The sequence below is a fragment of the Lacibacter sp. H375 genome, assembly GCF_037892425.1.
Classification (GTDB): Bacteria; Bacteroidota; Bacteroidia; order Chitinophagales; family Chitinophagaceae; genus Lacibacter.
The window spans coordinates 2,728,727-2,753,658 of sequence record NZ_JBBKTT010000001.1; the positions used below are offsets into that span (position 1 = coordinate 2,728,727).

General features: G+C 39.7%; 21 protein-coding genes and 1 tRNA gene. 13 read left to right on the plus strand and 9 right to left on the minus strand.

Annotation, left to right across the window (positions count from 1 at the left end; translation table 11 throughout):
* Positions 1-15: 15 nt before the first annotated feature.
* Genes WG954_RS11880 through WG954_RS11900 form a run of 5 tightly spaced genes read right to left on the minus strand, consistent with a single transcriptional unit; the run spans position 16 to position 7,808 of the window.
* Positions 16-933 (minus strand): GNAT family N-acetyltransferase, encoded by a 918-nt coding sequence (locus WG954_RS11880; RefSeq protein ID WP_340436711.1) that lies wholly within the window; start codon positions 931-933, stop codon positions 16-18.
* Positions 933-3,770: a M1 family metallopeptidase gene (locus WG954_RS11885; protein ID WP_340436712.1), complete on the minus strand. Its 2,838-nt coding sequence runs from the start codon at positions 3,768-3,770 to the stop codon at positions 933-935. Before WG954_RS11885 ends, WG954_RS11880 begins: the two co-directional genes overlap by 1 nt.
* Positions 3,771-3,812: 42 nt before the next feature.
* Positions 3,813-5,384 (minus strand): M1 family metallopeptidase, encoded by a 1,572-nt coding sequence (locus tag WG954_RS11890; protein ID WP_340436713.1) that lies wholly within the window; start codon positions 5,382-5,384, stop codon positions 3,813-3,815.
* 33 nt (positions 5,385-5,417) lie between these two features.
* A complete protein-coding gene (locus WG954_RS11895; RefSeq protein WP_340436715.1) occupies positions 5,418-6,833 on the minus strand; it encodes a sugar transferase in 1,416 nt (471 codons plus the stop codon).
* Between the two features lie 3 nt (positions 6,834-6,836).
* Positions 6,837-7,808 carry a Gfo/Idh/MocA family protein gene (locus tag WG954_RS11900; RefSeq protein WP_340436717.1) on the minus strand — a complete coding sequence of 324 codons (972 nt, stop codon included), beginning with the start codon at positions 7,806-7,808 and terminating at the stop codon, positions 6,837-6,839.
* Between the two features lie 180 nt (positions 7,809-7,988).
* Between WG954_RS11900 and WG954_RS11905 the strand changes: the two genes are divergently transcribed.
* The 11 genes from WG954_RS11905 to WG954_RS11955 all read left to right on the plus strand — a co-directional run bounded on the left by WG954_RS11905 (position 7,989) and on the right by WG954_RS11955 (position 19,227).
* Positions 7,989-8,062, plus strand: a tRNA-Asp gene (locus tag WG954_RS11905).
* A gap of 929 nt (positions 8,063-8,991) precedes the next feature.
* On the plus strand, positions 8,992-9,555 hold the full coding sequence (locus WG954_RS11910) for a hypothetical protein (RefSeq protein WP_340436719.1): 564 nt from the start codon (positions 8,992-8,994) through the stop codon (positions 9,553-9,555).
* A gap of 94 nt (positions 9,556-9,649) precedes the next feature.
* Positions 9,650-9,964 carry a DUF3467 domain-containing protein gene (locus WG954_RS11915; protein WP_340436721.1) on the plus strand — a complete coding sequence of 105 codons (315 nt, stop codon included), beginning with the start codon at positions 9,650-9,652 and terminating at the stop codon, positions 9,962-9,964.
* A 160-nt stretch (positions 9,965-10,124) separates the two neighbouring features.
* Entirely contained in the window at positions 10,125-11,201 is a 1,077-nt protein-coding gene (locus WG954_RS11920; RefSeq protein ID WP_340436723.1) for an Ldh family oxidoreductase, read from the plus strand.
* Between the two features lie 271 nt (positions 11,202-11,472).
* Entirely contained in the window at positions 11,473-12,795 is a 1,323-nt protein-coding gene (locus tag WG954_RS11925) for an aspartate kinase (RefSeq protein WP_340436725.1), read from the plus strand.
* A 57-nt stretch (positions 12,796-12,852) separates the two neighbouring features.
* Complete coding sequence (locus tag WG954_RS11930; RefSeq protein ID WP_340436728.1) at positions 12,853-13,710, plus strand: hypothetical protein; 858 nt, start codon at positions 12,853-12,855, stop codon at positions 13,708-13,710.
* Positions 13,711-13,759: 49 nt separating this feature from the next.
* Complete coding sequence (locus WG954_RS11935; protein ID WP_340436730.1) at positions 13,760-14,992, plus strand: proline dehydrogenase family protein; 1,233 nt, start codon at positions 13,760-13,762, stop codon at positions 14,990-14,992.
* An 87-nt stretch (positions 14,993-15,079) separates the two neighbouring features.
* Entirely contained in the window at positions 15,080-15,874 is a 795-nt protein-coding gene (locus WG954_RS11940) for a thymidylate synthase (protein ID WP_340436732.1), read from the plus strand.
* A 68-nt stretch (positions 15,875-15,942) separates the two neighbouring features.
* Complete coding sequence (locus WG954_RS11945) at positions 15,943-16,446, plus strand: dihydrofolate reductase (RefSeq protein WP_340436734.1); 504 nt, start codon at positions 15,943-15,945, stop codon at positions 16,444-16,446.
* Between the two features lie 70 nt (positions 16,447-16,516).
* The gene (locus tag WG954_RS11950; RefSeq protein ID WP_340436736.1) at positions 16,517-17,317 is read left to right on the plus strand and encodes an O-methyltransferase; all 801 of its coding nucleotides are present in this window, start codon (positions 16,517-16,519) and stop codon (positions 17,315-17,317) included.
* A gap of 491 nt (positions 17,318-17,808) precedes the next feature.
* Complete coding sequence (locus tag WG954_RS11955) at positions 17,809-19,227, plus strand: methyltransferase RsmF C-terminal domain-like protein (RefSeq protein WP_340436739.1); 1,419 nt, start codon at positions 17,809-17,811, stop codon at positions 19,225-19,227.
* 47 nt (positions 19,228-19,274) lie between these two features.
* Here WG954_RS11955 and WG954_RS11960 read toward each other — a convergent pair whose 3' ends face one another.
* The 3 genes from WG954_RS11960 to WG954_RS11970 form a co-directional block, all read right to left on the minus strand.
* A complete protein-coding gene (locus WG954_RS11960) occupies positions 19,275-20,918 on the minus strand; it encodes an ABC1 kinase family protein (RefSeq protein ID WP_340436740.1) in 1,644 nt (547 codons plus the stop codon).
* 104 nt (positions 20,919-21,022) lie between these two features.
* Complete coding sequence (locus tag WG954_RS11965) at positions 21,023-21,310, minus strand: YtxH domain-containing protein (protein ID WP_340436742.1); 288 nt, start codon at positions 21,308-21,310, stop codon at positions 21,023-21,025.
* A 186-nt stretch (positions 21,311-21,496) separates the two neighbouring features.
* A complete protein-coding gene (locus WG954_RS11970; RefSeq protein WP_340436744.1) occupies positions 21,497-22,132 on the minus strand; it encodes a ribonuclease H1 domain-containing protein in 636 nt (211 codons plus the stop codon).
* A gap of 93 nt (positions 22,133-22,225) precedes the next feature.
* Between WG954_RS11970 and WG954_RS11975 the strand changes: the two genes are divergently transcribed.
* Both WG954_RS11975 and WG954_RS11980 read left to right on the plus strand, forming a co-directional pair.
* Positions 22,226-23,206, plus strand: coding sequence for a LysM peptidoglycan-binding domain-containing protein (locus tag WG954_RS11975; RefSeq protein WP_340436745.1), 981 nt, complete (start codon positions 22,226-22,228; stop codon positions 23,204-23,206).
* 175 nt (positions 23,207-23,381) lie between these two features.
* Positions 23,382-23,840, plus strand: a complete 459-nt coding sequence (locus tag WG954_RS11980; protein WP_340436747.1) for a hypothetical protein — start codon at positions 23,382-23,384, stop codon at positions 23,838-23,840.
* A 44-nt stretch (positions 23,841-23,884) separates the two neighbouring features.
* Here WG954_RS11980 and fmt read toward each other — a convergent pair whose 3' ends face one another.
* The gene (gene fmt, locus WG954_RS11985) at positions 23,885-24,859 is read right to left on the minus strand and encodes a methionyl-tRNA formyltransferase (protein WP_340436750.1); all 975 of its coding nucleotides are present in this window, start codon (positions 24,857-24,859) and stop codon (positions 23,885-23,887) included.
* Between the last annotated feature and the right edge of the window lie 73 nt (positions 24,860-24,932).

A 24,932-nucleotide genomic window follows, 5' to 3' on the forward strand; every position in this document is an offset into this window, starting at 1 on the left:
CGTATCATTCATCGCTCATTCCTTCAGCCACTTCAATAATTTCGGTAAGCGATTCATGCGTAATGCAGGGTATCGTTCCTCTGTAGCACCATAACTACTATAGAAAAAAGCAAGATTGCGAATATCACTTCCTTCAAAATCAAGTATTGCATCTGTACCGGCATGTGCAGCAATAAAGCGATCAATTAAGTAGTGCGAAGCGCCTAACGTTTTGCCATTTGGATGATTTCCGACCAGGATATAATACCAACGTTTATGCGAAAAAAGAAATACGGCTGATGCCAGAAGTTGGTTATTGTTGTTATAAATGCCAAGCGTTTCTGCAAGCTGCTTTTCTTTTGCAATAGAAAACAGGTTCTTAAAACGATCCATTTGTTCATCACTGATTGCTGAAACACGTTGAATGGTTTCTTTGGCTAATGTAATAATGTCTGCTACAGGAATATTTTGTTTTGCAACCAAACCGGTTTGCTCAGCTTTCCTGATGTTTCGTTTCAGGTTTGTGCGGTATAGTTCTGCTATTTCGTTGTACGGGTTATGTAAAGCAAGTATATAGTTTACCCGTTCTGTTAATGCGAATCCATCAACAGGGAACAGGTTGTTGTGGTTAAGATAAATATCGATATATCTAAAACGTTTTGGTATTTTTTTCAGGAATGCCTCTGTTACTGCTGCATTGATTTTGCTTCGGGAAAAAATACCAAGACTGGCGCAGAAGTAAGGTTGAAAAAGATAATGAATGCCATATTTTTTATTCCATGTAAGTGGCATGATGGCTTCGTAGTCATTCAGCACTAAGGCATCCCAATGATCGGCCATTGCATCAAGATACCAGGAGTAGGCGTAGATCAAGCCATTGTCTGCATGTTGAACACAATCATCCCATTTTTGCTTATCAATTTCAGCATGTGATATGTATTTGATCTGTTGCATCAGAAAGGCATGCGGCGGTCGATCTTTTTCAAACTGAAGTTCTGTATATCGATCGTAAATGAAATGTTTTTCAGGAAACGTTTTTCAGTGATCGTTGATAAGAAATAATCTTTGTAAGGTTTGCTGTAAAGCAACGGCGCATAAATGTTGATTGTGTTCTTGAATAGTGATAATTGCAAACCTGCATTGTATAATACTTTGCTTCCTTCTGCATTTGCTTTCCATGCATCGGCATAAGTGCCGATATCCATGTATACTTTCAATGGAACACGAAAGGGTAGTATGTTCAGGATATTGATCTGATCAGGAATATCAGTTGAGAAATTTAATGCCATCAGCCAATCATCTGTCTTGCCGATTTTATTCGCCAACATATCGGTACGAACTTTAAAACCGCCATCACGCATCATCATTTGCTGACTGGCAAAACCTTCGAACTCATTACGTCCAATAAAATAATTGCTGTAGGTATAATCTTCATACCCCTTAGGTGCCGATAAATTCAGATGATAAGGATCGGTTCCAAATCGTTTGCTGACCGTACGTTCGCCGAGATAAATAAATTTACCTGCAAACACCCTGATATCGGCACCAAGTTTTTCATTGTAGTTGAAGTAATAATTACCGGTAAATGCAAGTCGTACAAAATCCTTTGTCTGCTCAGCCATTAACTCGCCACGATAGGGGTAAAGAACTCGTGTATTCTGTATCACGAAACGAAGTTGATTCAAATACCTGCGGGCACTCGTTGTTGATATTTCCGTATAGCGATTGCCATTGGGGAAAGTATCGCTTCTGAAACGAAGATCATCTTCATCCAGTAAAAATGTTTTCCATTGTATAAAACGTTCTCTTGTGCTTCGTGGATTTTTTTCTGCAAACACAAGCTTGAGCGACGGTGCAATTTTCCTGAAGCCGGTAATGTATTTTTGATTCGCAGTATCAACAAAATCATTGGTGCTGAACTTCAACGCATTTACTGCAAGTGTGATCCGCTGAAAGGTTTTTGATGGGTACATGGTGTAGCTTGCACGTGCAATGCCATTCAGCTGTTTGCTTTTAGTGCCATACATGGGTGCAACAATAAACTGGAACTTTGTTGGTGGAAATGTATAATTGGTGAGTGCAGCTCCAATCATAAATCCATCATACATATTGATCCCTGCCATCGGTGCAACGATCAATGCATTTGTTGAGTTGGTATTGTTTGCCGCAAAGGGAGCAATGCGTAATTTCTTTTTTGCAGGCGGCTGCAAAGAACTTTGCTGGTGTAACAATGCAAAAGCTGAATCAAGATTTTTTCCGCTGCTTTTTTCCAATGAAGCTTTTAGATCAGAAGGATAGGGATGTTTATATTTCCATTGCTCAAAATACTGTTGCATTGCTTTTATAAATACATCACGACCTAATTCATTTTCCAGCAACTGCATGAATTGTGCACCTTTCTCATAGGCGATCAATGAATAATTTGCTTCGGTTAAACTGTCTGCAGTTGTGCTTAAGGGTTGGGCAAGATGCATGCGTTCAAACGTCTCTAAGAACATTGCATCGTCAGCATTCAACTGAACTATTTTTTTCTTTTTAGCAATTGGTTTGTATCGGCTCAGTTCTTTTTCAAACAACTTATCGTAGTAACTGTTAATGCCCTCATCAAACCAAGGGTATACCTGTTCATTGTTGGCAATCATTCCCTGAAACCAGTTATGCCCAACTTCATGCTCAATTACACTTTCCAGGTTTTTTTCTGTTGACATGGGAGTAATGGCAGTAATACAAGGATATTCCATGCCTCCTTCAAAGCCCATCTTTGCTTCTACTGCTGCAACTGTGTTGTAAGGATATTCGCCAATTGTATTACTTCTGAAACGAACAGCATCTTTTACCATGCGTGCGCTGTTCTTCCAAACCGATTTGCTTTCTGCTGAAAAAGCAGTAAACACATCAACAACCCTGTTATTGTTTAACTGAATGGTATCATAGCGAACAAGGTATTTTTTATCGGCAAACCAAGCAAAGTCGTGGATATTGTTTTGTGTATAAAAAAGTGTTTTTGTTTCCTCGTTGTTGATAGTAACTGGTAAAGGCTTTGTTGTTTTTTTTGTTACTGGTGCTGGTTTTTTCGTCTTACTATTTTGTTGCGGCTCATCAAACTTTGCTTTGTCCTTTAGCCATTGCAGTTCTTCCCTGTTTTGTAAGTTACCTGTACTGAGTACTACATAACTTTTCGGCAATGTGATCTTCACTTCATAATTACCAAACTCACTGTAAAATTCTCCTTGGTCTAAGTAAGGCACGGGATGCCAGCCATAACGGTCATACACAGCCGGTTTTGGATACCATTGAGTTACCTGGTAGCTTTTCCCAACGTGCCCGCCTCGGGAAAAATTCTTCGGCAGCTTTACGTGAAAAGGAGTTGTGAGCTCAATGGATGCACCGGGTGCTAACGGTTGTGGTAACAGCACTTTAATGATATCGATATGTTGCGGATGATCTTCTGTTTTTGCAAGCACTGAGTTTACACGAAAATCAAGACGGTTGATATAACCACGATCTTCACTATTGGAAAAGTAAAAATCTGTTCGACCGTTTTCAAGTAACTGATCACTGAAAGCAGTTCTGTCGGTACGATAAGCATTGGGCCATAAATGAAACCAAATGTACCGTAAGGTATCAGGAGAGTTGTTGATGTAATCAATTTTTGCAAAGCCATCTAAGCTATGCTCTGCATCGTTGATCGTAACATCAAGTTTAAAATTAACCTGCTGCTGCCAGTATGGTTGCTGGGCATGCAGAAAATTGGTGACGATTAGCAGCAGGAGGGAAAGGATATACTTCACTCAATGGGTTTTCTCAAAAATAACATCTTCTTTCCGTTACACCTATAGTTTGCTCCGCTGTTTTAAAAGTTCAAAGTAGGCATCAAGGTTTTTACCGCTCACTTCTTCCAGCACCTGTTTGAAATCTTCAGGATAAGGATGACGGAATTTCCATTTGTCGTAATAGGTTTGAATAGCTTTTGCAAACACCTCGCTGCCAAGACCCTGTTCAAGCAAATAAGCCCAGATAGCAGTTTTCAGATAAACGACCATGCCGTATTCATCTTTGGTCTTAAACTTTTCAGAAGCGGTTTCAATTGCTTCATTCATTGGCAATTCATTCAACGCATTGTAAACGACACCCAAAAATTCTGAAGGGCCACGCTGTTTCAATTCTGCAGGCAAAGAGTTGCCAAATACTGAATTGCTCCTGTATTTTTCTGCTTCGTAACGGAACTGGAAGTAGGTGTTCAACCCTTCATCCATCCATGCATGTGCCCGTTCATTGCTTCCAAGGATTCCATAAAACCAGTTGTGTCCCACTTCATGTGTTATCACTGCATCAAGTGTTTCTTTATCTGCAGTTGGACTTGTAATAAGTGTTACCATCGGGTACTCCATGCCTCCACTTGATACATTGCCCGGACCTTCAACCGCATTAACTGTCGGGTAGGGATATTCGCCTATCCATTTTGAATAGTTACGTACGGCATCTTCTACATGATCGACACTGTTACTCCATTGTGTATTTGCATTGTTGGTAAAGAAAGTAAACGCATCAACTATTTTACCTGAAGGAAGTGCAAGTGTATCGTATTGTACAATAAAATCGTTATCGGTAAACCATGCAAAGTCATGTACATTTTCGGCTTTATAATGAAGCGTTTTTGTTGGAGTGGAAGTATTAACAACATACCGTTCAAAAGCCTTCGTACGTGTTTTGTTGATCTTGCCTGCTGTTTTCAGTTTCTTTAATTCATCATCTGTTTGTAATGTGCCTGTTGCTGCCACAATATAGTTTGAGGGCACAGTGATGTTCACATTGAAAGAACCGAACTCACTATAATATTCACCCATATTTAAATAAGACATGGGATGCCATCCTTTCCGATCATACACTGCAGGTTTTGGATACCATTGGCAAACTGCAAACGCATCATCAATAAAACCACTTCTGGAAAAGTAAGTCGGGAATTTTACATAGAATGGAGTTGTGATGTTGATCTTACCACCGGGAAGTAATGGTTGTGGAAGAATCAGTTTGACGATGTCAATATTTTCTTGATCTGCTTCTACTTTGATCGATTGATCATTGATCTTGAAGTTGAGGCTGTCAATAAATCCTTTGTCAGCTTTTTTAAATTTACTTAACCCTGCTTTATCACCTTCTTTATATTGTGCATACAAAGCGGTGCTGTTATTCTTATAAGCATTTGGCCAAAGATGAAACCAGATGTACGTAAGTGTGTCAGGTGAATGGTTGATGTATTCCAACTGCTGAAACCCTGTAATTGATTTATCAGCAATATTCAATTTTACATCAATCTTGTAATGTACTTCCTGCTGCCAGTAATTCTGTTGCGCAGATGCTGTAAGTGTTATAAGTGTAAGAATTAAAATGGCAAGTCTTTTCATATGTTATATTTTAGAGCTTACTGGTTGTGTTTTTTACCTGCCTTTACCTAAAAAGATCAATCGTATTGTATGGATGATGATCTTTATATCAAGGGCAAGCGAAATATTTTCAATATAGATGAGGTCGTATTTACTTCGTTCGATCATTTGCTCCACATTCTCAGCATAACCAAACTTTACCATACCCCATGAAGTAATACCGGGTTTTACTTTCAAGAGGTAACGATAGTAAGGCGCACTTGCAACAATCTGATCAATATAAAATCTGCGTTCAGGTCGTGGACCAACCAAACTCATTTCTCCTTTGAGAATATTCCAGAACTGAGGTAATTCGTCGAGCCGCCACTTGCGCATTACTTTCCCCCATCCGGTAATTCGTTGATCTGTTTCTGAAGATAGTGCAGGGCCGTTTGCCTCAGCACCAACAACCATGGAACGGAATTTATGAATGTAAAAAGGCCGGCCTTTTAAACCGATCCTCTCCTGAGAATAAAATACAGGACCTTTTGAAGATAATTTTACTTTGATAGCAACAAATAATAATAGTGGGGATAATAGTATCAGTGAAAAAAGTGAAGCAAAAATATCCATTAACCGTTTAATGTTCTGTTGCCACTCACTCATCATGCCGGTGTGCAGATCAATGAGCATTGCACCAAATACATTACTGGTTCTAACAGATCCAGAAAGGATATCTACGGTGTTTGGTAAAAGTTTAATGCTTACATCGTGCTCACTTAAAATGCTAAGTGATTGCTCAAGCGACGGACGCTCTTTTTCTTCCGTAGCAATGATCACTTGCTCAATTTTATGTTTCCTGATTACATTAGACAGATCCGATAGTTTTCCTAATGCAGGTAAATATTTACTAAGTCCATTATAGCTGTTGTCATCAGGATAAAGAAATCCTGAAAAATTAAAACCCTGTGTTTCGCTGCTTTCTTTTATGTCTTTGTAAAGTTTAATGGCGCTTTGCTTTGCACCAATGATGAGTGTATTGATCTTTACATTGCCTGCAAGAAACTGACGTTTAATATTGGTGAGAATCATCCAACGTAACAACCAGGTAAAACTGAATTGTAGAGTAAAAAGCAAGAGTGATTCTTTGTAGTAAAAAGTATATGAACCAATATGGTCATCAAGCAGCAGCGCAAAGAAGAGGATAATACAACCAAGCAGGCAACAGAAAAAAGTGGTGGTGAGCTCCTGCAATCTTGATTTGCTGTATAGATTTTTATATGAACCAAAGAGGTGGTAGAGTATCAACCAGAATATAGGTATGAGAAAAATGCCGGCAAAAAAACTACTGTCAAAAGCCTGGTTAAATAAAGTAGATGCTTCTCCAAGTAAAATTCTACGCAACAAGTAAAACAATCCCCATGCAAAAGTTGAAGAAAGCCAGTCTGCAGCAACATACCAACCAATATGTATCCGTGGTGTTTGGTTCATGAATTATACAGCAGTGGTACGCTGAATTTTTTGAAGTATCTGGTGTGCAACATCCATTGCTCTTAATCCATCTACTTCACTTACGGGTATAGGGTTATCATGTAAGATGGCATCTCTGAAATGCTCCAGTTCCATTTTTATGGCATTCACTTCTTTAACAACCGGATTTGAAATGGCGATTGTTTTCTTTCCATTGTTTGTTTCTATATCGAACGTGAATGCTTCTTTGTCATCCGGATTTTTCATGCGGATAATCTCTGATTTTTTTTCAAGAAAATCAATACCGATATAAGCATCACGTTGAAATAGTCTGATCTTCCGCATCTTCTTCATGCTGATGCGACTGCTGGTGAGATTAGCTACACAGCCATTATCAAATTCAATACGAACGTTGGCAATATCGGGCGTGTCGGTCATTACGGCAACACCATTCGCATATACATTCTTTACATCACTTTTTACAAGGCTCATAATAATATCAATGTCGTGTATCATCAGGTCGAGTATCACACTCACTTCTGTTCCTCTTGGGTTAAATTGTGAAAGTCGATGCACTTCAATAAACATCGGGTTTAACTTCAGATCTTTAACGGCGAGGAAAGCCGGGTTAAAGCGCTCCACATGACCCACCTGTAATTTAATATTTGCCTCACGCACCAGTTTCACCAGTTCATTTGCTTCATCCATGGTATTACACATGGGTTTTTCTACAAAAACGTGCTTGCCTTTACGCACGGCCAGCTGGCAAAGTTCAAAATGGTAATTGGTGGGGGCCACAATATCAGCTGCATCACAAAGCGACATCAGTTCTTCAGGATCGGTATAACGTTGAAGCTGGTATTTCTCTGCCACGGCTTTTGCAGCCTTATCGTTTGGATCATAAAAACCAACAAGTTCAATGCCTTCTATTTCTTTCCAGTTGTTCAGATGAAATTTCCCGAGGTGACCGGTGCCAAATACAGCTATTTTGAGCATTTAATTCAATTAAGTAGAGGCAAATATAAACTATGGTTGTTATGGGGTTATCTAGTATTGATCTTTTCCTGAAAAAAGATGAAAAACTTTTTTCCCGAAATATTCAAAACCCCTATCTTTGCCGTCCCGAAAAATGAATGATAATTGATTCTTGATCAGGCATTCATGTATTGGGTAGTTGGATCGGTAGTTCAGTTGGTTAGAATGCCGCCCTGTCACGGCGGAGGTCGCGGGTTCGAGTCCCGTCCGGTCCGCTTTCAACTTCACAAAAAGTAAGAAAACCGCTTAGAATGTATGTTCTAAGCGGTTTTTATTTTATACCTGTTGAAAGGCTGCGATCTATTTACAACATGGTAATAATATTTTTGAAAGATAGATGAATGAATAAGAAATTAACCCGTAACCTCAGACCTTTTTTTTACTCCAACTTTCTCACTCATTTGACAAAACTTTCGTTTGTACCCTTACTTGCTCCATAACTCAAAAGCCTGTAGCCGTTGAGCAGGTATTAAAAGAAAAACGTATTGAGGAGCGATTGAACAGTGTAGTATTTACATTGTCAATGCTGTCGATTGGTTGTTTGTTACTTTTAACAGTCACGCCCAGTAACAAAACGGAACATACTTTAATAATGTGGATTCAAACTGCCTCATCCTCGACGGCTATGATGCAGTCGCTTTTTTTACAGAGGATATTCCGGAACAAGGAAATGCGGGTTGTAAATTCAATTTCATGGACACAGATTATTATTATGTTTCTCACGAGCATCTTGAACTTCTGGAAGCCTGACTCTTAAAAGCGCTTTAAACTTTGGAGAAAGCGGAGCTGTGTGTATATTGATTTGAGGCGAATGTTGTAGTTAGCTTGAACTGGTGAATAAAGCATCTTATACAACAACGTAACGTGTTAGTATTCTTTTCTCATTCAATACCAATAAAAAAAGGCCAACCCTATAAAGAGTCGGCCGCTCGAATTTCTTTATTTAAAAAAAAATCCGACAATGATGAATTCAAAGGTCCGCTAAAAAGAAAGAGAATCCTATAAGGGTTTACCATTATTTGTTGAAGTGCTTTTCTTGTCGATGAATGTCCCCGCCAACCGTACATAAAGAAATCAACAGGACGGCAACATTAAGTTGAACTATCTGTTAATTTCGGGCAATCAACCAAAACTTAAAGAACAGATGAAACGAGTGATCCTTATCATTCTCCTGAGCCCTGCTTTTATTGTCAATGCGCAAACAAGAACAAATAGTCAAAAACCGCTTCGCTTTTTACTGGGAGCTGCTTTGGAATTTGGAGGCGACAATATTGCCGAAGTTTATTTTACCGATGGTAGTACACAAACGATGAACAGCGGACAGGGAGGAACTTTGTTTGCCGGCGGACAGTTACGTTTGAACAAATCAGAAAAATTATTCCTGCGAGGCAGTGTTGGTATTAAATATCTTACCACCAAAGCTGATAACGCACATATACGTCTTACCCGTATTCCTTTACTACTATCGCTTAATTATCTGCCAGTGAAAAAACTTCGATTTGCGACGGGTATTGTTTCGCACCAGGCAATTAATCTGAAGTTTGATGGGCTTGGACAAAATGCGAAATTCACTTCATCGCCAGGTCTGCAAATTGAAGCAGGTTATGGCTTGTTTGCATTGTCTTATACGTTAATGACGTATAAAGATGCCAACAACGCTTCCTACAAAGCAAATGCAATAGGTGTAACTATTTCAGGCGTTTTTTAGGAGAAAATTGCTATTGAAACCAGCCGCAATCCCGGGCTTTTTCTTTAATCCTGCAAGGATTTATCTGTTGTATATTTGCCCCTCAATTATTTTTATGGACGAACAACAAGCAAATCCTAATCAGCTCAACATCGAGATCACAGAAGAAGTAGCGGAAGGTTCATATGCCAACCTCGCCATCATTACACACAGTCATGCAGAATTTGTGATCGACTTTGTGAACGTAATGCCCGGCACACCCAAAAGCAAAGTAAAATCAAGGATCATTTTTACTCCGCAACATGCCAAGCGTTTTATGAAAGCGCTTACTGAAAATATCCAACGCTTTGAAGCTGCCAATGGTGCAATCCGTGACCTGGAAGAAATGCAGATACCATTGAATTTTGGCGGGCCAACTGCGCAAGCATAAAATGAATGATGGGTTATCAGTGATGAGTGTTCAAATACCAGCTATGGTTTTCATTGCATCACCAGTTGCGTCGCAATCACTTCATCAACTTAGCTAATGGCATCATCAGCTTTCATGCGTATGTCTATCATTCATTCTCAGCATTATTTCGTGTAACATTATGGAGCAAGTGTTTTCTTATCCGCATTTATTTTCATTTACAAAAAATGTATTCCTGTCAATGGGTTGCAATGAAACTGATGCAACTATTGCAACTACGGTATTGCTGTCGGCTGATCTGCGTGGTATCGATTCGCATGGTGTGGCAAGGCTGAGCGGTTATGTGCGTTTGTGGGAAGCAAAGCGGATCAATGCAACACCTAACATTAAAGTAATTCATGAAACTCCTTCAACCGCTGTTGTTGATGGTGATAGCGGATTGGGTTTGGTGGTTGCACCTTTTGCAATGCAGGTAGCTATTGATAAAGCAACAAATGTTGGCAGCGGATGGGTGAGTGTGCAAAACAGTAATCATTTTGGTATTGCAGGCTATCATGCAATGATGGCGTTGCAACATGATATGATCGGTATGGCCATGACGAATGCTTCTGCATTGGTGGCGCCAACGTTTTCTACTGAACGTATGTTGGGTACCAATCCCATTGCAGTTGCTGTGCCAAGTGGTAACGAACCACCTTTTGTTGCAGACATGGCAACAACAACTGCAGCAAACGGCAAACTGGAAATTTTACAACGCAAAAATCTTGAAGCACCAGTTGGATGGATCCAGGATGCAGCAGGTGAAGCAACAACGGATGCACATGCACTAAAAAACAAAGGCGCATTGTTGCCTTTGGGAAGCGATAAAGAACATGGCAGTCATAAAGGTTATGCACTGGGAAGCATTGTTGATATTTTTTCAGCCGTTTTGAGTGGTGCAAATTATGGTCCGTGGGTGCCGCCGTTCCCGGCTTACGTGCCCATGCCGGAGAATCAACCGGGCAAAGGATTAGGGCATTTTCTTGGCGCCATGCGGATCGATGCATTCCGAAAAGCCGACGATTTTAAGAAAGACATGGACAACTGGATACAACGGTTCCGTTCTGCTAAAACTATTGAAGGATACGATCAGGTGCTCATTCCCGGTGATCCCGAACGTTTGTTTGAAGCACAGCGAATGAAAGATGGTATTCCTTTATTGGAAACAGTTGCAGAAGATTTGGTGAAAGTTGGACAGAAATTCAATCTCTCTCTTTAATTTCGCACTCCATTTAACGATTGCTTGCTCATAGAAAAATGATGCAAAGTCTGCACAAATGATCATGCTCATTTATTCCGGTAAGGAATGAGCGATTTCAACAAATGCAAGATGGCGGGGGGACAATGAAGCAATTCATTTGAACTTTTGTGCAGTGAAATGATGAATAGAAAAGAAAGCGTACAAGCGAGCGTGGCAACGAAGAATAATAGAATTACGTTAGCTGGCAACATAAAAAATTAGAACTAAAAACATAAATAAACCTACGGTAATGAAAGTGATGAAGTTTGGCGGTACCTCAGTTGGGAAACCTGAAAGAATGCACGATGTAGCAACCCTGATTACTCGTGATAATGAAGAAAAGATTGTGGTGTTAAGTGCTTTGAGCGGCACAACCAATTCGTTGGTTGAAATTGGTGCTGCGATGGCAAACGGCGACAGAGCAGCTGCCAAACAGGTAATTGATAAACTCGATGCACACTATCAAACTTTCATCAGCAACCTGCTTGCAACAGAAGAAGCGCAAACAAAATGCCGTGCTATTATTGCTGAGCATTTTGAATTCCTGAATATCATTCTGAAAATTTCGTTCAACGAAGCATTGAATAAAGATATTCTTGCGCAAGGTGAATTAATGAGCACAAAAATGTTCAGCTGTTATCTTGAAGAAAAAGGAATCAATCACATGCTGTTGCCCGCATTGGATTTCATGACCATTGATAGTTATGAGGAACCGCAGATCGGCAGCATTAAAGTAAAGCTGAGTCAGTTGTTGAATCAAAACAAAGACAAAAAAATATTTATTACACAAGGATACATCAGCCGCAATGCAAGAGGCGAAGTAGATAACTTAAAACGTGGCGGTAGTGATTACAGTGCTTCATTGATTGGCGCTGCTATCAATGCAAGTGTTTGTGAAATATGGACAGACATTGACGGAATGCACAACAACGATCCACGTATTGTAAAGAAAACGGTTGCTATTGAGCAGTTGAGTTTTGATGAAGCGGCTGAGTTAGCGTACTTCGGTGCAAAAATTCTGCACCCGGCATCCATCTGGCCAGCGCAGCATTACAAAATTCCTGTGAAGTTGCTCAACACCATGCAGCCCGATGCAAAAGGCACACTCATTACAGAAGAAGCCGGAAGTGTTGGTGTAAAAGCGGTTGCAGCAAAAGACGGTATTACGGCCATTAAGATCAAAAGCAGCCGAATGTTATTGGCGTATGGTTTCTTACGCAAAGTGTTTGAAGTGTTTGAAAAATACCGCACTTCAATTGATATGATCACTACTTCTGAAGTAGCTGTTTCATTGACAATTGATAACAGCACACATCTTGATGAAATTATCCGTGAACTGGAACCATTTGGTACAGTTGAGTTAGATAAAGACCAGGCAATTGTAAGTATTGTTGGAAATGAAATTGGAAAGACAGAGCATATCCTTTCGAAATTATTCGAAAGCATTGTTGATATTCCTGTAAGAATGGTGAGTTATGGTGGTAGTCCGCACAACGTTTCGTTGTTGGTACCTGCATCTTACAAAACACAAACACTGCAGGTGTTGAACAAAGGAATTTTTGGATTGGATTAACACAAATAGTTAATTCTTTATTTTTCATATTCACCCGTAATTGTATCTTGAGCAAGTATGCAATTACGGGCTTTTTTATTTTTGATCGCTATTGGATTCTCTTCAACATTGCCAGCACAAAACCTTGCAGGTGTATGGGAAGGGAATTTTTTATTGAATGGAAGTAAAAAGCAAAAGATGAGTGTGCGTGTAGAGTTGATGGAAACAGATGGTGAATATATCGGCATTGTTTATTCACGTGGGTTTGATAAGAATACTTCTTTTGGTTGCGATTATCTTGTTGGGGGCCGTTTGTACGATGGTAAGATAAGTCTGGTTCGTAAAGAAGTAATGCGTGGAGTAGCTATGTCGAAAACTGATTGCGCTTTTTTCGAAGAGCTTTATTTAACTGTTTCAAAAAATGACGCAGGACCCCAGGCGAACGGTCGATGGTATTGGAGGGGAGACGAGTTTGATTCTTTTTCTGCTGTTAAAACCGACTCGGTTATATCTGAGTTTACCAAAGATGAGATCGGTGATTATATACAGGATCTGTATAACCAGTTTGAACAGCGGAATATTCTACTGAAGCCGGAAAACAGACTTTACCAGAAATTTGGGGAGTTGGAAATTGATAGTTCTGATATCCTGCTCGAGTTTACTTCAATTGACAAAAGCGTACACGATTCTATCACTGTTTTATTTAATGGCGATGTGATTGCAAACGAGCATGACCTTTCAAAACGTCCATTGAGGATAAGACTAAAAGAATTGACCCCTGGAGTGAATGATATTATCGTCATTAGTCAATCGGTTGCGCAAAACAAGCTAAACATTCGCCTGAGTGTTAAACAACAGCAGCTGGTAAAGGAATACACCGTAGAACCCGGTTTTATACGGAATTCATTGTTGCTGCTTAAGCGGAAGGAGAACTGAACTAGCGCTCGTTTTTCTACTATATTTGCTGCCTCTAATCGTAGACAGCATGCCGAACAATTCCAAAGTTACTTTCGATAATACAGCTAATGCCTTTGAATATAAGAACGACCAGCAACTGAAAAAAGCACATTTCCTCTTTTCATCAATGGGTTATCAATGGCTGGTTGATATTGGGACAAGAATTACTCCCTGGGCAATTAAAGCCGGTTTGCCGGTAAAAGGTCTTATCCGCAGTACGTTATTCGAACAATTTGTTGGTGGCGAAACATTACAGGAAACGGCAAAAGTGGCCGACCGACTCGAAGAGTTTCATGTGCAGGTGATCCTCGATTATGGTGTGGAAGGTGGCGATTATGGCGAAGAAGAAAAAGACCATGCCTGCGATGAGTTTATTAAAGTAATTGACTACGCTGCAACACAGGCAAATATTCCGTTTATGAGTGTGAAAGTAACCGGCATTGCACGGTTTGCTTTGCTGGAGAAAATGGATGACCTGATGAGCAAGGATACCGGTACGTTGATCCGCCGTTATGAACATGCATTGGAACGACTTTCTGCTGATGAACGTGCTGAATGGCAACGTGTATGTAACCGAATGGAGCGCATTTGTTCTGCAGCGTCCAATAAAAAAGTTGGTGTATTGATTGATGCAGAAGAAACATGGATACAGGACCCTGTTGATGCATTAACCATGCTTATGATGGATCAGTACAATAAAACAACAGCAGTTGTTTACAATACTGCGCAACTTTACCGTCACGACCGTTACCAGTTTGTACATGATTGTTATGAAGCTGCGGAGAAACGCAACTTCATTTTGGGGATCAAGATCGTTCGTGGTGCTTATATGGAAAAGGAACGCAAACGTGCAGCCGATATGAATTATCCTTCACCTATTCAACCCGACAAAGAAGCCTGCGATGCAGATTACAATCGTGCTGTTGAATTTTGTATTCAGCACGTTGATCGTATTGCAGTTATTGTAGCTACACATAACGAATTCAGCAATCAACTGGCGGCTGAATTATTACACAGCAAAGGATTGCCACATAATCATCCGCATGTGCATTTCAGTCAGCTGTATGGTATGAGCGATCATATCACCTTTAACCTGGCGAAAGAAGGTTACTCGGTAAGCAAATACCTTCCCTTTGGCCCAATTGACGATGTGGTGCCTTACCTCATGCGTCGTGCGCAGGAAAACAGCTCTGTAAGCGGTCAAACCGGAAGAGAACTTCTGTTGATCAAAAAGGAACTGGCAAGAAGAGGAGTGAAGTAATTCCTCGAGCGAATTTGTCTGTACACAATCAATCCACAGCGTTCTTCTTGCGCCTTGTAACTTGTGCCTTTTAGTTACCTTGCACCCATGCAACAATACCTTTCTTTACTGCAGCATATATTGGATAACGGTGTTGAAAAAACCGACCGCACAGGCACGGGTACTAAGAGTGTGTTTGGATACCAGATGCGTTTCGATCTGAGTGAAGGATTCCCGCTGGTAACTACTAAGAAAGTACATATGCGCAGTATTATTCATGAACTGCTTTGGTTCCTGAAAGGAGAAACGAATATTGCTTATCTCAAAGAAAATAATGTAAGCATCTGGGATGAGTGGGCAGATGAAAATGGCGAGCTTGGTCCGGTGTACGGCAAACAGTGGCGTAGTTGGGAAGGAGCGAATGGAGTTGTGATCGACCAGGTAAAAGATCTGATCGCACAAATCAAAAAAAATCCCGACAGCCGTCGTCTCATCATCAGCGCATGGAATGTGGCTGAGTTGCCGAAGATGGCACTCATGCCTTGTCATACTATTTTTCAATTCTATGTTGCTGATGGAAAGTTAAGTTGTCAACTTTACCAACGAAGTGCTGATGTGTTCTTAGGTGTTCCGTTCAATATTGCATCGTATGCTTTGTTAACGATGATGATCGCACAGGTTTGCGATCTTGAACCCGGTGATTTTGTGCACACATTTGGCGATGTGCATATTTATAGTAATCATATGGAGCAAGTGAACCTACAATTAAGCCGCACGCCTTTTCCATTGCCAACCATGAAGTTAAATCCTGCAGTGAAAGATATTTTCGAGTTCAAGTTCGAAGATTTTACGTTGGAGAATTATCAAAGTCATCCGGCCATTAAAGCGCCGGTAGCTGTTTAATTTCAGATTGCAGATTTCCGGTTTTAGATTTGTTCGCAATCTGCAATCATCATTCTAAAATCTGAAATGTGATTATAAGCTTAATCGTTGCTGCATCTACTAACAACGCCATCGGTCGTAACAACGAATTGCTATGGCATTTACCAATCGATTTAAAGTTTTTCAAAAACACTACCTGGGCTTTGCCGGTGATCATGGGGCGAAAAACCTTTGACTCAGTTGGCGGGAAGCCATTGACAGGCAGAACCAATATTATCATTTCAAGACAGGAGGGATTAAGATCAGAGTATGAAAATGTTTGGTTTGCCACCTCATTAGATGAAGCATTGGAGCAAGCCAAAAAACTAGAGACAAAAGAAATTATGATCGCAGGTGGTGCACAGATTTACGAGCAAGCTCTTCCTATTGCCAATCGTATTTATTTAACGAGAGTTCATGTGCATTTAGAAGCCGATGCATTCTTTCCGGCTTTTTCAGTTGATGAATGGAATCTTACAAACAATAAAGATTTTGAAGCGAATGAAAAACATGCTTATTCATTCTCTATTCAGCAGTGGGACAGAAAGAGATGAGTGATGAGTAATGAATGATGAGTAAACCTCCCGATTACCAACTCCTAATAACTAATTCCACTTCTTATTAATGTATTCTTCTTTCCAGCTTGGCTTAAAATATCTCAACTATTATTTCACTGCTGCTAATGGCAAAGGGCATGGTATTCATTCTCCGTTTGTCTTTGACCTGGTTGTAAAAGTGTTGAATGATAAAACGAAGTATGCCGCTAACAAGGAAGTAGAGCTGCAAAGGAGTTTATTGTTGGGAAATGAAACCATCATTATAGTTGAAGATTTTGGTGCAGGGTCAACCAAAGGATTAACGAAGCAACGGGTTGTGCAACAAATTGCTGCTACTTCTCTCAAACCAAAGAAATATGCACAACTACTTTATCGGTTGGTGAATTATTTTCAACCGAAGCAAATTCTTGAACTAGGCACATCGCTCGGTATTACCACTGCCTATCTTGCCAAAGCAAAGCCAACTGCAACGGTTACAACCATGGAAGGTTCTGTAGCAATTGCTGCAATAGCAAAACAACAGTTTCATGAATTGCAATTAAACAATATCAATATTGTTATCGGCAACTTTGATGAGACTTTGCAACAGGTGATCGATAAAGCAGAACAGTCATTCAATTTTGTATTTATCGATGGGAACCATCGCAAAGAACCAACACTCCGATATTTTGAACAGTTACTTGCAAAAACCGATCATGATACAGTATTTGTGTTTGATGATATTCACTGGAGTAAAGAAATGGAAGAGGCCTGGGAAATTATCAAACAACATTCTTCTGTTACCTTAACCATTGATCTGTTTTTTATTGGGCTGGTATTTTTGAGGAAGGAACAGAAGGAGAGAGAGCATTTTATTATCAGGTTTTAAGATGCAGTACAAAAGGAACTATATTCAATTGCCTTTCGTGTTAATTACAATTGCTGTTTTATTTCAGGTATTCTTGGTGGGGCAAAGTGTAGTGTCACTTTTAAATCTTAACGAGAAGTATGGTAACAAATATCCAGTCGCCTGGACCCTTGTATTTACGATCCCAGTCAAATTTTATTTAGTTTTTACTTTGCTTGCATTTATAAGTCTAATAATTTATTATTTTATACGACGACGATATATTAACATTTTACTTTGTAAAATTTATATATGGTTAGTTTTTGCCGGGTTGGTGCTCCTTCCGATATATGATATTGTCTTGTCTTTTTTTGTGGAAAAGGAGTTTCAAGCCCACAGTTTTCAGATAGGTAATATTCTTTTTTACGATTATCCGTTCATATTTTCATTTCTGCTGTTAATAGTAGGGTTTATTTTTTTTGTACTCACTATTATTAAAAGCTCAACATTGCCAAAAATAAAAAAGTCAACAAATGAATCTACCGGCTTCCTTGATGACTTCGCTCAGTAAGATCAACAATTTTGATCGGGATGCTTTTGTGCAGGTGCATGAAAGTGGGGAGCAGGTTGTGTCGGTTCGTCTAAATCCGCTGAAGTCATCAATTGTTGATGGTGAATGGTCAATAACTAATGGGCAAAAGGCAATTAGCAATAAGCAAGAAGAAACTCATCATTCATCACCCATCACTCATCACCCCGTTCCATGGTCATCTTCTGGTTTCTACCTCAGTCAACGCCCTTCATTTACACTTGATCCGTTGTTACATGCCGGTGCATATTACGTACAGGAAGCAAGCAGTATGTTTTTAGAAGAGGCATTGAAACAATCAGTTGATCTTGATCAACCATTGCTGGTATTGGATCTTTGTGCAGCACCGGGAGGTAAATCAACCTTATTGCAATCTATCATCAGTAAAGAAAGTTTGTTGGTGAGTAATGAAGTCATTCAAACACGTGTAAATATTCTCAAGGAAAATATTATTAAGTGGGGAGCAGGAAATGTGGTGGTGACGAATAATGATCCCAATGTTTTTTCAAAACTGCATGGCTTGTTTGATATATTGGTGATCGATGCGCCATGTAGCGGCAGTGGTTTGTTTCGTCGTGATGCGGAAGCCATTAAAGAATGGAGTGAAGATAATGTACAGCTTTGCAGTCAGCGACAACAACGCATTTTAGCCGATGCATGGAATTGTTTAAAAGAAGATGGTGTGCTTATCTATTCTACCTGCTCTTATTCTTCAGAAGAAGATGAAGAGATATTGGATTGGATTGAAGCAAACTACCAGTTGGAAAGTATAAAATTGAAAGTGGAAGAGGAGTGGAACATTGATGAAGTGCAATCAACCGCAGGTGCTTATGGCTATCGTTTCTGGCCACACAAGGTGAAAGGCGAAGGTTTCTTTATTGCTGCATTCAAAAAGAAAGAATCGGCAGATCAACTTCGAATTAAAATGAAAACAACACAGCTTGCGTCGAAACAGGAAGCTGCTATTGCCGCAAATTGGTTGAAGAATACGGAAGGATTTGCTTTTATCAAGCAAGGACAAAATATTGCTGCCATACCAACGCAATGGAACGAAACCATTCAATACCTCATGCAGGAATTAAGAGTTCGCTATGCTGGCGTGGAGTTAGGCACAATAGCAAAGAATGATCTGTTGCCGGAACATTCATTAGCATTAAGCACAATCATCAGTGATTCTGTAAGAGTTGAGCTTTCAAAAGAACAGGCGCTTGATTATTTACGTAAAAATGAAATTACAGTAGAAAGTAAGCATAAAGGCTGGGCATTGGCAGTGTACAAAAATTTTCCTCTTGGCTGGATGAAATTACTCGGCAACCGAATCAACAACTATTATCCCAAAGAGTGGCGCATATTGATGAGATGAAACAACAGAACAACAAACGATAGATGGTTGCTACAACTCATCACTCATCATTTGAATTTTGTATTGAACAGCAGTTTAAATCCTGTCCAGATAAGAATCGCAGCTGTACTGTAGAATAAAATTTTAATGCCGCTGCTGTTTGGTTGATAGATCATGAGCAACGTGGCACACATCATCAGTAAACCAAGAATAAACACAAAAGCAAGACGATTGAAATTCTGTCGCAGTGCTTTGTTGGTAAAACTATCTTCCCTGAAATTAATTTCATGCTTCAATACACCTGTGCGAAGGTTGTTGACGATCTCTTTAATATCGGTTGGCAGGCGATCAACAATGTAGAGATAATCTTCTGCTGAGTTGATTACTTTATTTACAATTGTATCAAAACTGAATTTCTCTTTAATCTTTTCTTTTGCAAATGGTTCGATCATGTTAATGAGCGAAATATCTGCTTCCAATGCTTCTGCAAATTTTTGAATAGTACCTAGTGTTTTTAACAGCATGTATAAGTTGGTCGGAACTTTCAATCCATGACGTAAGATCACATTAAACGTATCTGCCAGTAAGCTGGAGATATCAACTTTTTCGTAGGGGATATAACTGTATTTCTGAATCAGTTCGCCCACTTCAAATTCCAGATCAGCATGATCTTTATAAAAATTTATATTCAGTAACGCAAGCAAAGCTTTGCTGATGCGGTGCGTATCCTGCCTTGCAAAACCAAGCATAAAGTTGATGAGAGCCTGTATCTGCCCGGGTTTTAAACTCGCCGTCATACCATGATCGAGCAATACAACCTGGTTATTTGCCCTTATCAGTAAATTACCTGCGTGAGGATCGGCATGAAAGAATCCGTGTTTAAGAATCATTTTTAAAATGATCTGTGTGCCATTCAATGCTATTTGCTTTGTATCGAAACCTTTTGCGAGTAATTCTTCTTTTGCATCGGGTTCAACACCGGTTACAAATTCCATGACCAGCATTTTCTGCGTACTGTACTGGCTATATACTCTGGGAATGTAGCAATATTCATCATATTTAAACATGTCAGCGAAACGCATCATGTTCGATGCCTCGTTGGCAAAATCAAGTTCTTTTTTCATGATGGTTCCAAAGTCTTCGACAAATTCAATCACATTAAAACTGGCTAATTCAGGATAAGTTTTCACCACCTGCTCAGCCAGTAATTTCATCAACACAAGATCAATGGAAATTTTTTGTTTGATATGCGGCCGTTGTACTTTAACTGCCACCATATCGCCATTACGGAGTTTACCCCTATATACTTGTGCAATGGATGCAGAAGCTATTGGATTGTGATCAAGGTGCTCAAATACTTCGTGAATAGGGTCGCCCAATTCTTCTTCCATAATACGCCATGCATGTGCAGTATCAAATGGCTTGGCAGAAGTTTGCAGTTTCTTTAATTCATTTCTTAATTGTTCACTTACAAGATCAGGACGGTCGGCAATGATCTGTCCAAACTTTACAAAAGTTGGACCCAGGTCTTCAATCATTAGTCGCAAACGTTCTGCACGTGTTGTAAGATTATTACCTTTCGGATCGAATATTCTTCGGAGAAAACGATTACTGTTGATCCAGTTGCGAATAGCATGCTTGCAAATAATCCATAGAATGCTGATCAGTCTTATGCTGTTCCTGAATAAGCGATTAACCCTGAATATCCACATACAAAAATTTTTAACCAGTGAAGAATGGGTATAGGATTATTAATACACAGTAAAATACAAAAGGAGTCGGTAACCGACTCCCTTTATTTGCATCCGATACCAATTTAAGAAACCAGTTGCTCCTTTATATGATTACCGGTTAGCCTCGTTGCCTGTAATATCTCAAGCACACGCTTTCTAGTATCGTCTCTGAGACCTGCAATTTCATGTTTGAAAACTTCTTTCAGTTCCTGCAGATCAGTGCCACTGTTTTTTAATTTATACAGGCGTTCTTTCAGATCATCATATTTATCACTGATCATGTTACGGGTCGAATTTCCACTTTGAGGTGCCATCAGCATACCAACAGCCGCTCCTGCTGCCACGCAGGCAAAAATTAACTTAATACTCATATTGCTGTGTTTTTAAATGGTGAATAATGAAACCATAATTCCAAGAACCTTGCCAAAAGACAGTTGCAGCGGGAGAAGGTATAAGGCACAAAGAACAAGGTACAAGGTGCAAGAATGAAAATCCAAAGTTCAAAATCCAAAACCCAAGATTCAAGACACAAGCAGTGAGACAACCACAAACACAGACTATTTGCGTCCAAAATCAGCTGGATTTTCACCCCATGCCTCCGTTTCCCATTTCAATATTTTATTGCGGTAGTTGTTTTCCTGCAACCAGTTTTCTGCCCGATGAATGAGATTAAAAATGTGTTCCGTTTTTGCTGATTGTTCTAAATTGGTTTTGCATTTTTTTGCTTTCACCCAGCCAATGGCATTGCGACTATCGCTGTAGATGGGCATACTGTGCAGCTCGTGTTTTTTGCAATAACCCAATGCATGTACAATGGCTAAGAATTCACCAATATTATTTGTGCCGTTTGCCAATGGCCCCATATGAAAGATGCGTGTATTTGTTTTGTAAAGAATGCCCTGGTATTCCATGTCTTTCTGCACACTGTTCCATGCAGCATCAACTACAATACTTTCGTGAATGGGAGTGCCAACAGCAGAAAGATCTTTTGAACTTTCTGTTTTTTCTTTCTTGTAGAGATGTTTGGCGAAGTGCTCTTTGTAGGCTTGCTCAGCTTCCTCCTTTGAAGTAAAAGATTTGTAAGCTGCACCGGTAAATCCTTCCACTTGCTGCTTACAGTCGTTCCAATTGGTATAAATGCCGGGTTCTTTCCCTTTCCACACCACGTAATATTTGGGTTTAATATTGCTCATGTGGATGCAATGTTAGCAAAAGAAACGTTAAGCTTTTCTTTGGTATGGTTCTTTCGTAGAATTATGCATCTTTGCAACGTAAACTATGTTCCCATGAAGAGAGCCTTTTTGTTTTTCAGTTTGTTTCTTTCTGTTCTTGTTGCTGCTGCACAAACCACTCCGTTGGTTGCGCAGTTAGATAACCAGGGCAAACCGTACCTCGTGCACAGCATAGGTCCTAAAGAAAATTTTTACAGCATTGGCCGCATTTACAATATCAGCCCACGTGTGTTTGCACCCTATAATGGATTGGAGTTAACATCTGCTTTAAGTATTGGTCAGCAGATCAAGATCCCTTTGAATGAAGTGAATTTCTGGCAAACAGGTACACGCAAAGAAAATGAAACCGTTGTTCCGGTTTACCATACCGCAAAAGCCGGCGAATCCTTAACAAAGCTCAGCCAGTTGTTTGGAACAGATAATGCTTCCATTAAATCATGGAACAATATTGAATCGGTGAGTGCTGGTAGTAAAGTGATCGTTGGTTTTTTGAAAGTTGATAAAACATTATCACCACTTGCAGCAAAAGGTATGAATGTGCGTAGCGAACCAAATGTGGTAAAGCAACAACCTAAGCCTGAGCCTAAGGTGGAAGAACCAAAGAAGCAGGAAGTGGTGGTGAAAAAAGAAGAGCCGAAACAAGAGTTGCCAAAACCTGAAGTGAAGAAAGAAGAACCGAAGATGGAAGTTACCACTGCAAGCTATGGTGGCAATGGGTTTTTTAAAGATGAGTTTAATCGTCAATCGAATAATGGCAAACGTACCGATCGCAACAATGGCCCCGGCTCCGTATTCAAAAGCACGAGTGGTTGGAGCGATGGAAAATATTATGTGTTGATGGATAATATTGAAAAAGGTACCATCATTATGGTGCGCAACCCTGCCAACGGAAAAGCTGTTTATGCAAAAGTGTTGGGCAGTGTTGAAGAAACAAGTCCTGGTAGTGGTTTGTTATTTCGATTAAGTAATTCAGCAGCTGCACAGCTTGGTATCAGCACGGAGAAGTTTAATGCAGAGTTGGTGTGGGGCAAGTAAAGGCAAGTACGAAGTTGGAAGTTGAAAGTACGAAGTAAGAAACCAATTGCTGATGATAGGAAAAGTACAAATGGGTATAAAAGTTCGCCATTCCAAACTGCTAATATTTATCAAAGAACGTCTAATGGATTAAACTAAGTGATGTAAGAGCTTAAAAGGAAATCAATGAATTAGAATGAAGACCAAATTCAACTACATTACTTATTTTTTGCTTTGTGGGATCTTGTCAGTTTTTCTGTTACTCCCTTATTATGTGATTAAACATCTTTCCTTGCTTATTGCAAATGAGAGCAATCTTACTGCCATGTATTTTGGATTGTCTGTAGCAGCTTTAGGAATTATTTATGGGATTATTGTTCTTCTTGACCTGCTCATCTATCATCGTTTTGGATTCTATTTAAAGAATGATGCATTATTTATTACAGATGTTTTTTATCTCCAAAAAAGGGAAATACCTCTTTATCTTATAAAAGGATATTACATTGATACCTATGTATATAGTTGGATGTTTAAAGCAATTGTAGTTGAAACTTATGATGGGCATAGATTTCGGGCATTGAATCTATTTTTATGGAATTTCAGAAGGGTTAAGAAAAAGCTACCAGACAGCGGAATAAAAAAATTACTAAACTGATGTTTTTTAATTTGACATAGTTAAGTTGTTGACGGGTAAAAACCTTAACTTCTGTATCCCCTCAAAAAATCTTCAACCAGCATTTTCTTTTTTCCTTCGAGTTGTAATTCTAGCACATGGATGTAACCGTTGTTGCATGCAAACTTTAAATAAGTTTTGCCATCGGTTTCAAAAACTCCGGCTTCTTGTGGCGGAGTGGGTGTTATCTCTTTCTTCGACCGGTAGATCTTCATCATCTTTCCATTGAACATGGTAAACGCACCGGGAAAAGGAGAGAGGCCACGGATAAGATTATGTACTTCTTCAACTGTTTTGCTGAAATCTATTTTGCAGGTATCGGTGAAAATCTTTGGAGCATGTTTGAGCGATGAGTGATGAGTGATGAGTGATGAATCAGGGGCTCTAGTTCCACTTTCGATTTCATTTTGCGGTTTCTCTTCCAATGTTCCTTCCACTAATCCTTCAACAGTTCGCACCAGCAACTGTGCGCCAATTTCTTTCATGCGGTCATGCACTTCACCTGCTGTTTCATCTTCACCAATGGGAAATGATTCCTGCAGCAGAATATTGCCTGTATCTATTTCGTGTTTCAGTTTAAACGTAGTAACACCTGTTTCATGTTCGCCATTGATCACTGCCCAGTTAATAGGAGCAGCACCACGATATTGGGGTAATAAACTTCCATGCACATTCACTGTTCCCATCTTCGGCATGTTCCAGACTGCTTCGGGTAACATACGAAAGGCAACTACAATTTGCAGATCGGCACGCAATGCAATTAATTCTTTCAGGAATGTGGGGTTCTTAAGTTTCTCCGGTTGCAATACAAATAAATCATGTTCCGTTGCATATTTCTTTACTGCACTTTCTGTCAACTTCATTCCACGACCAGCCGGTTTATCAGGTGCTGTAATAACACCCACCACATTGTAACCTGCTTTTACCAACGCATCGAGTGATGCAACTGCAAACTCAGGTGTACCCATAAAAATAATGCGTGGAGATTCTTTTGTAACCATGCCGCAAAAATAAAGAGAAAGCAGCTAGAAATTTTTTTACCTTGAAGACGCAAAGGCTCGATGCTGCACATAG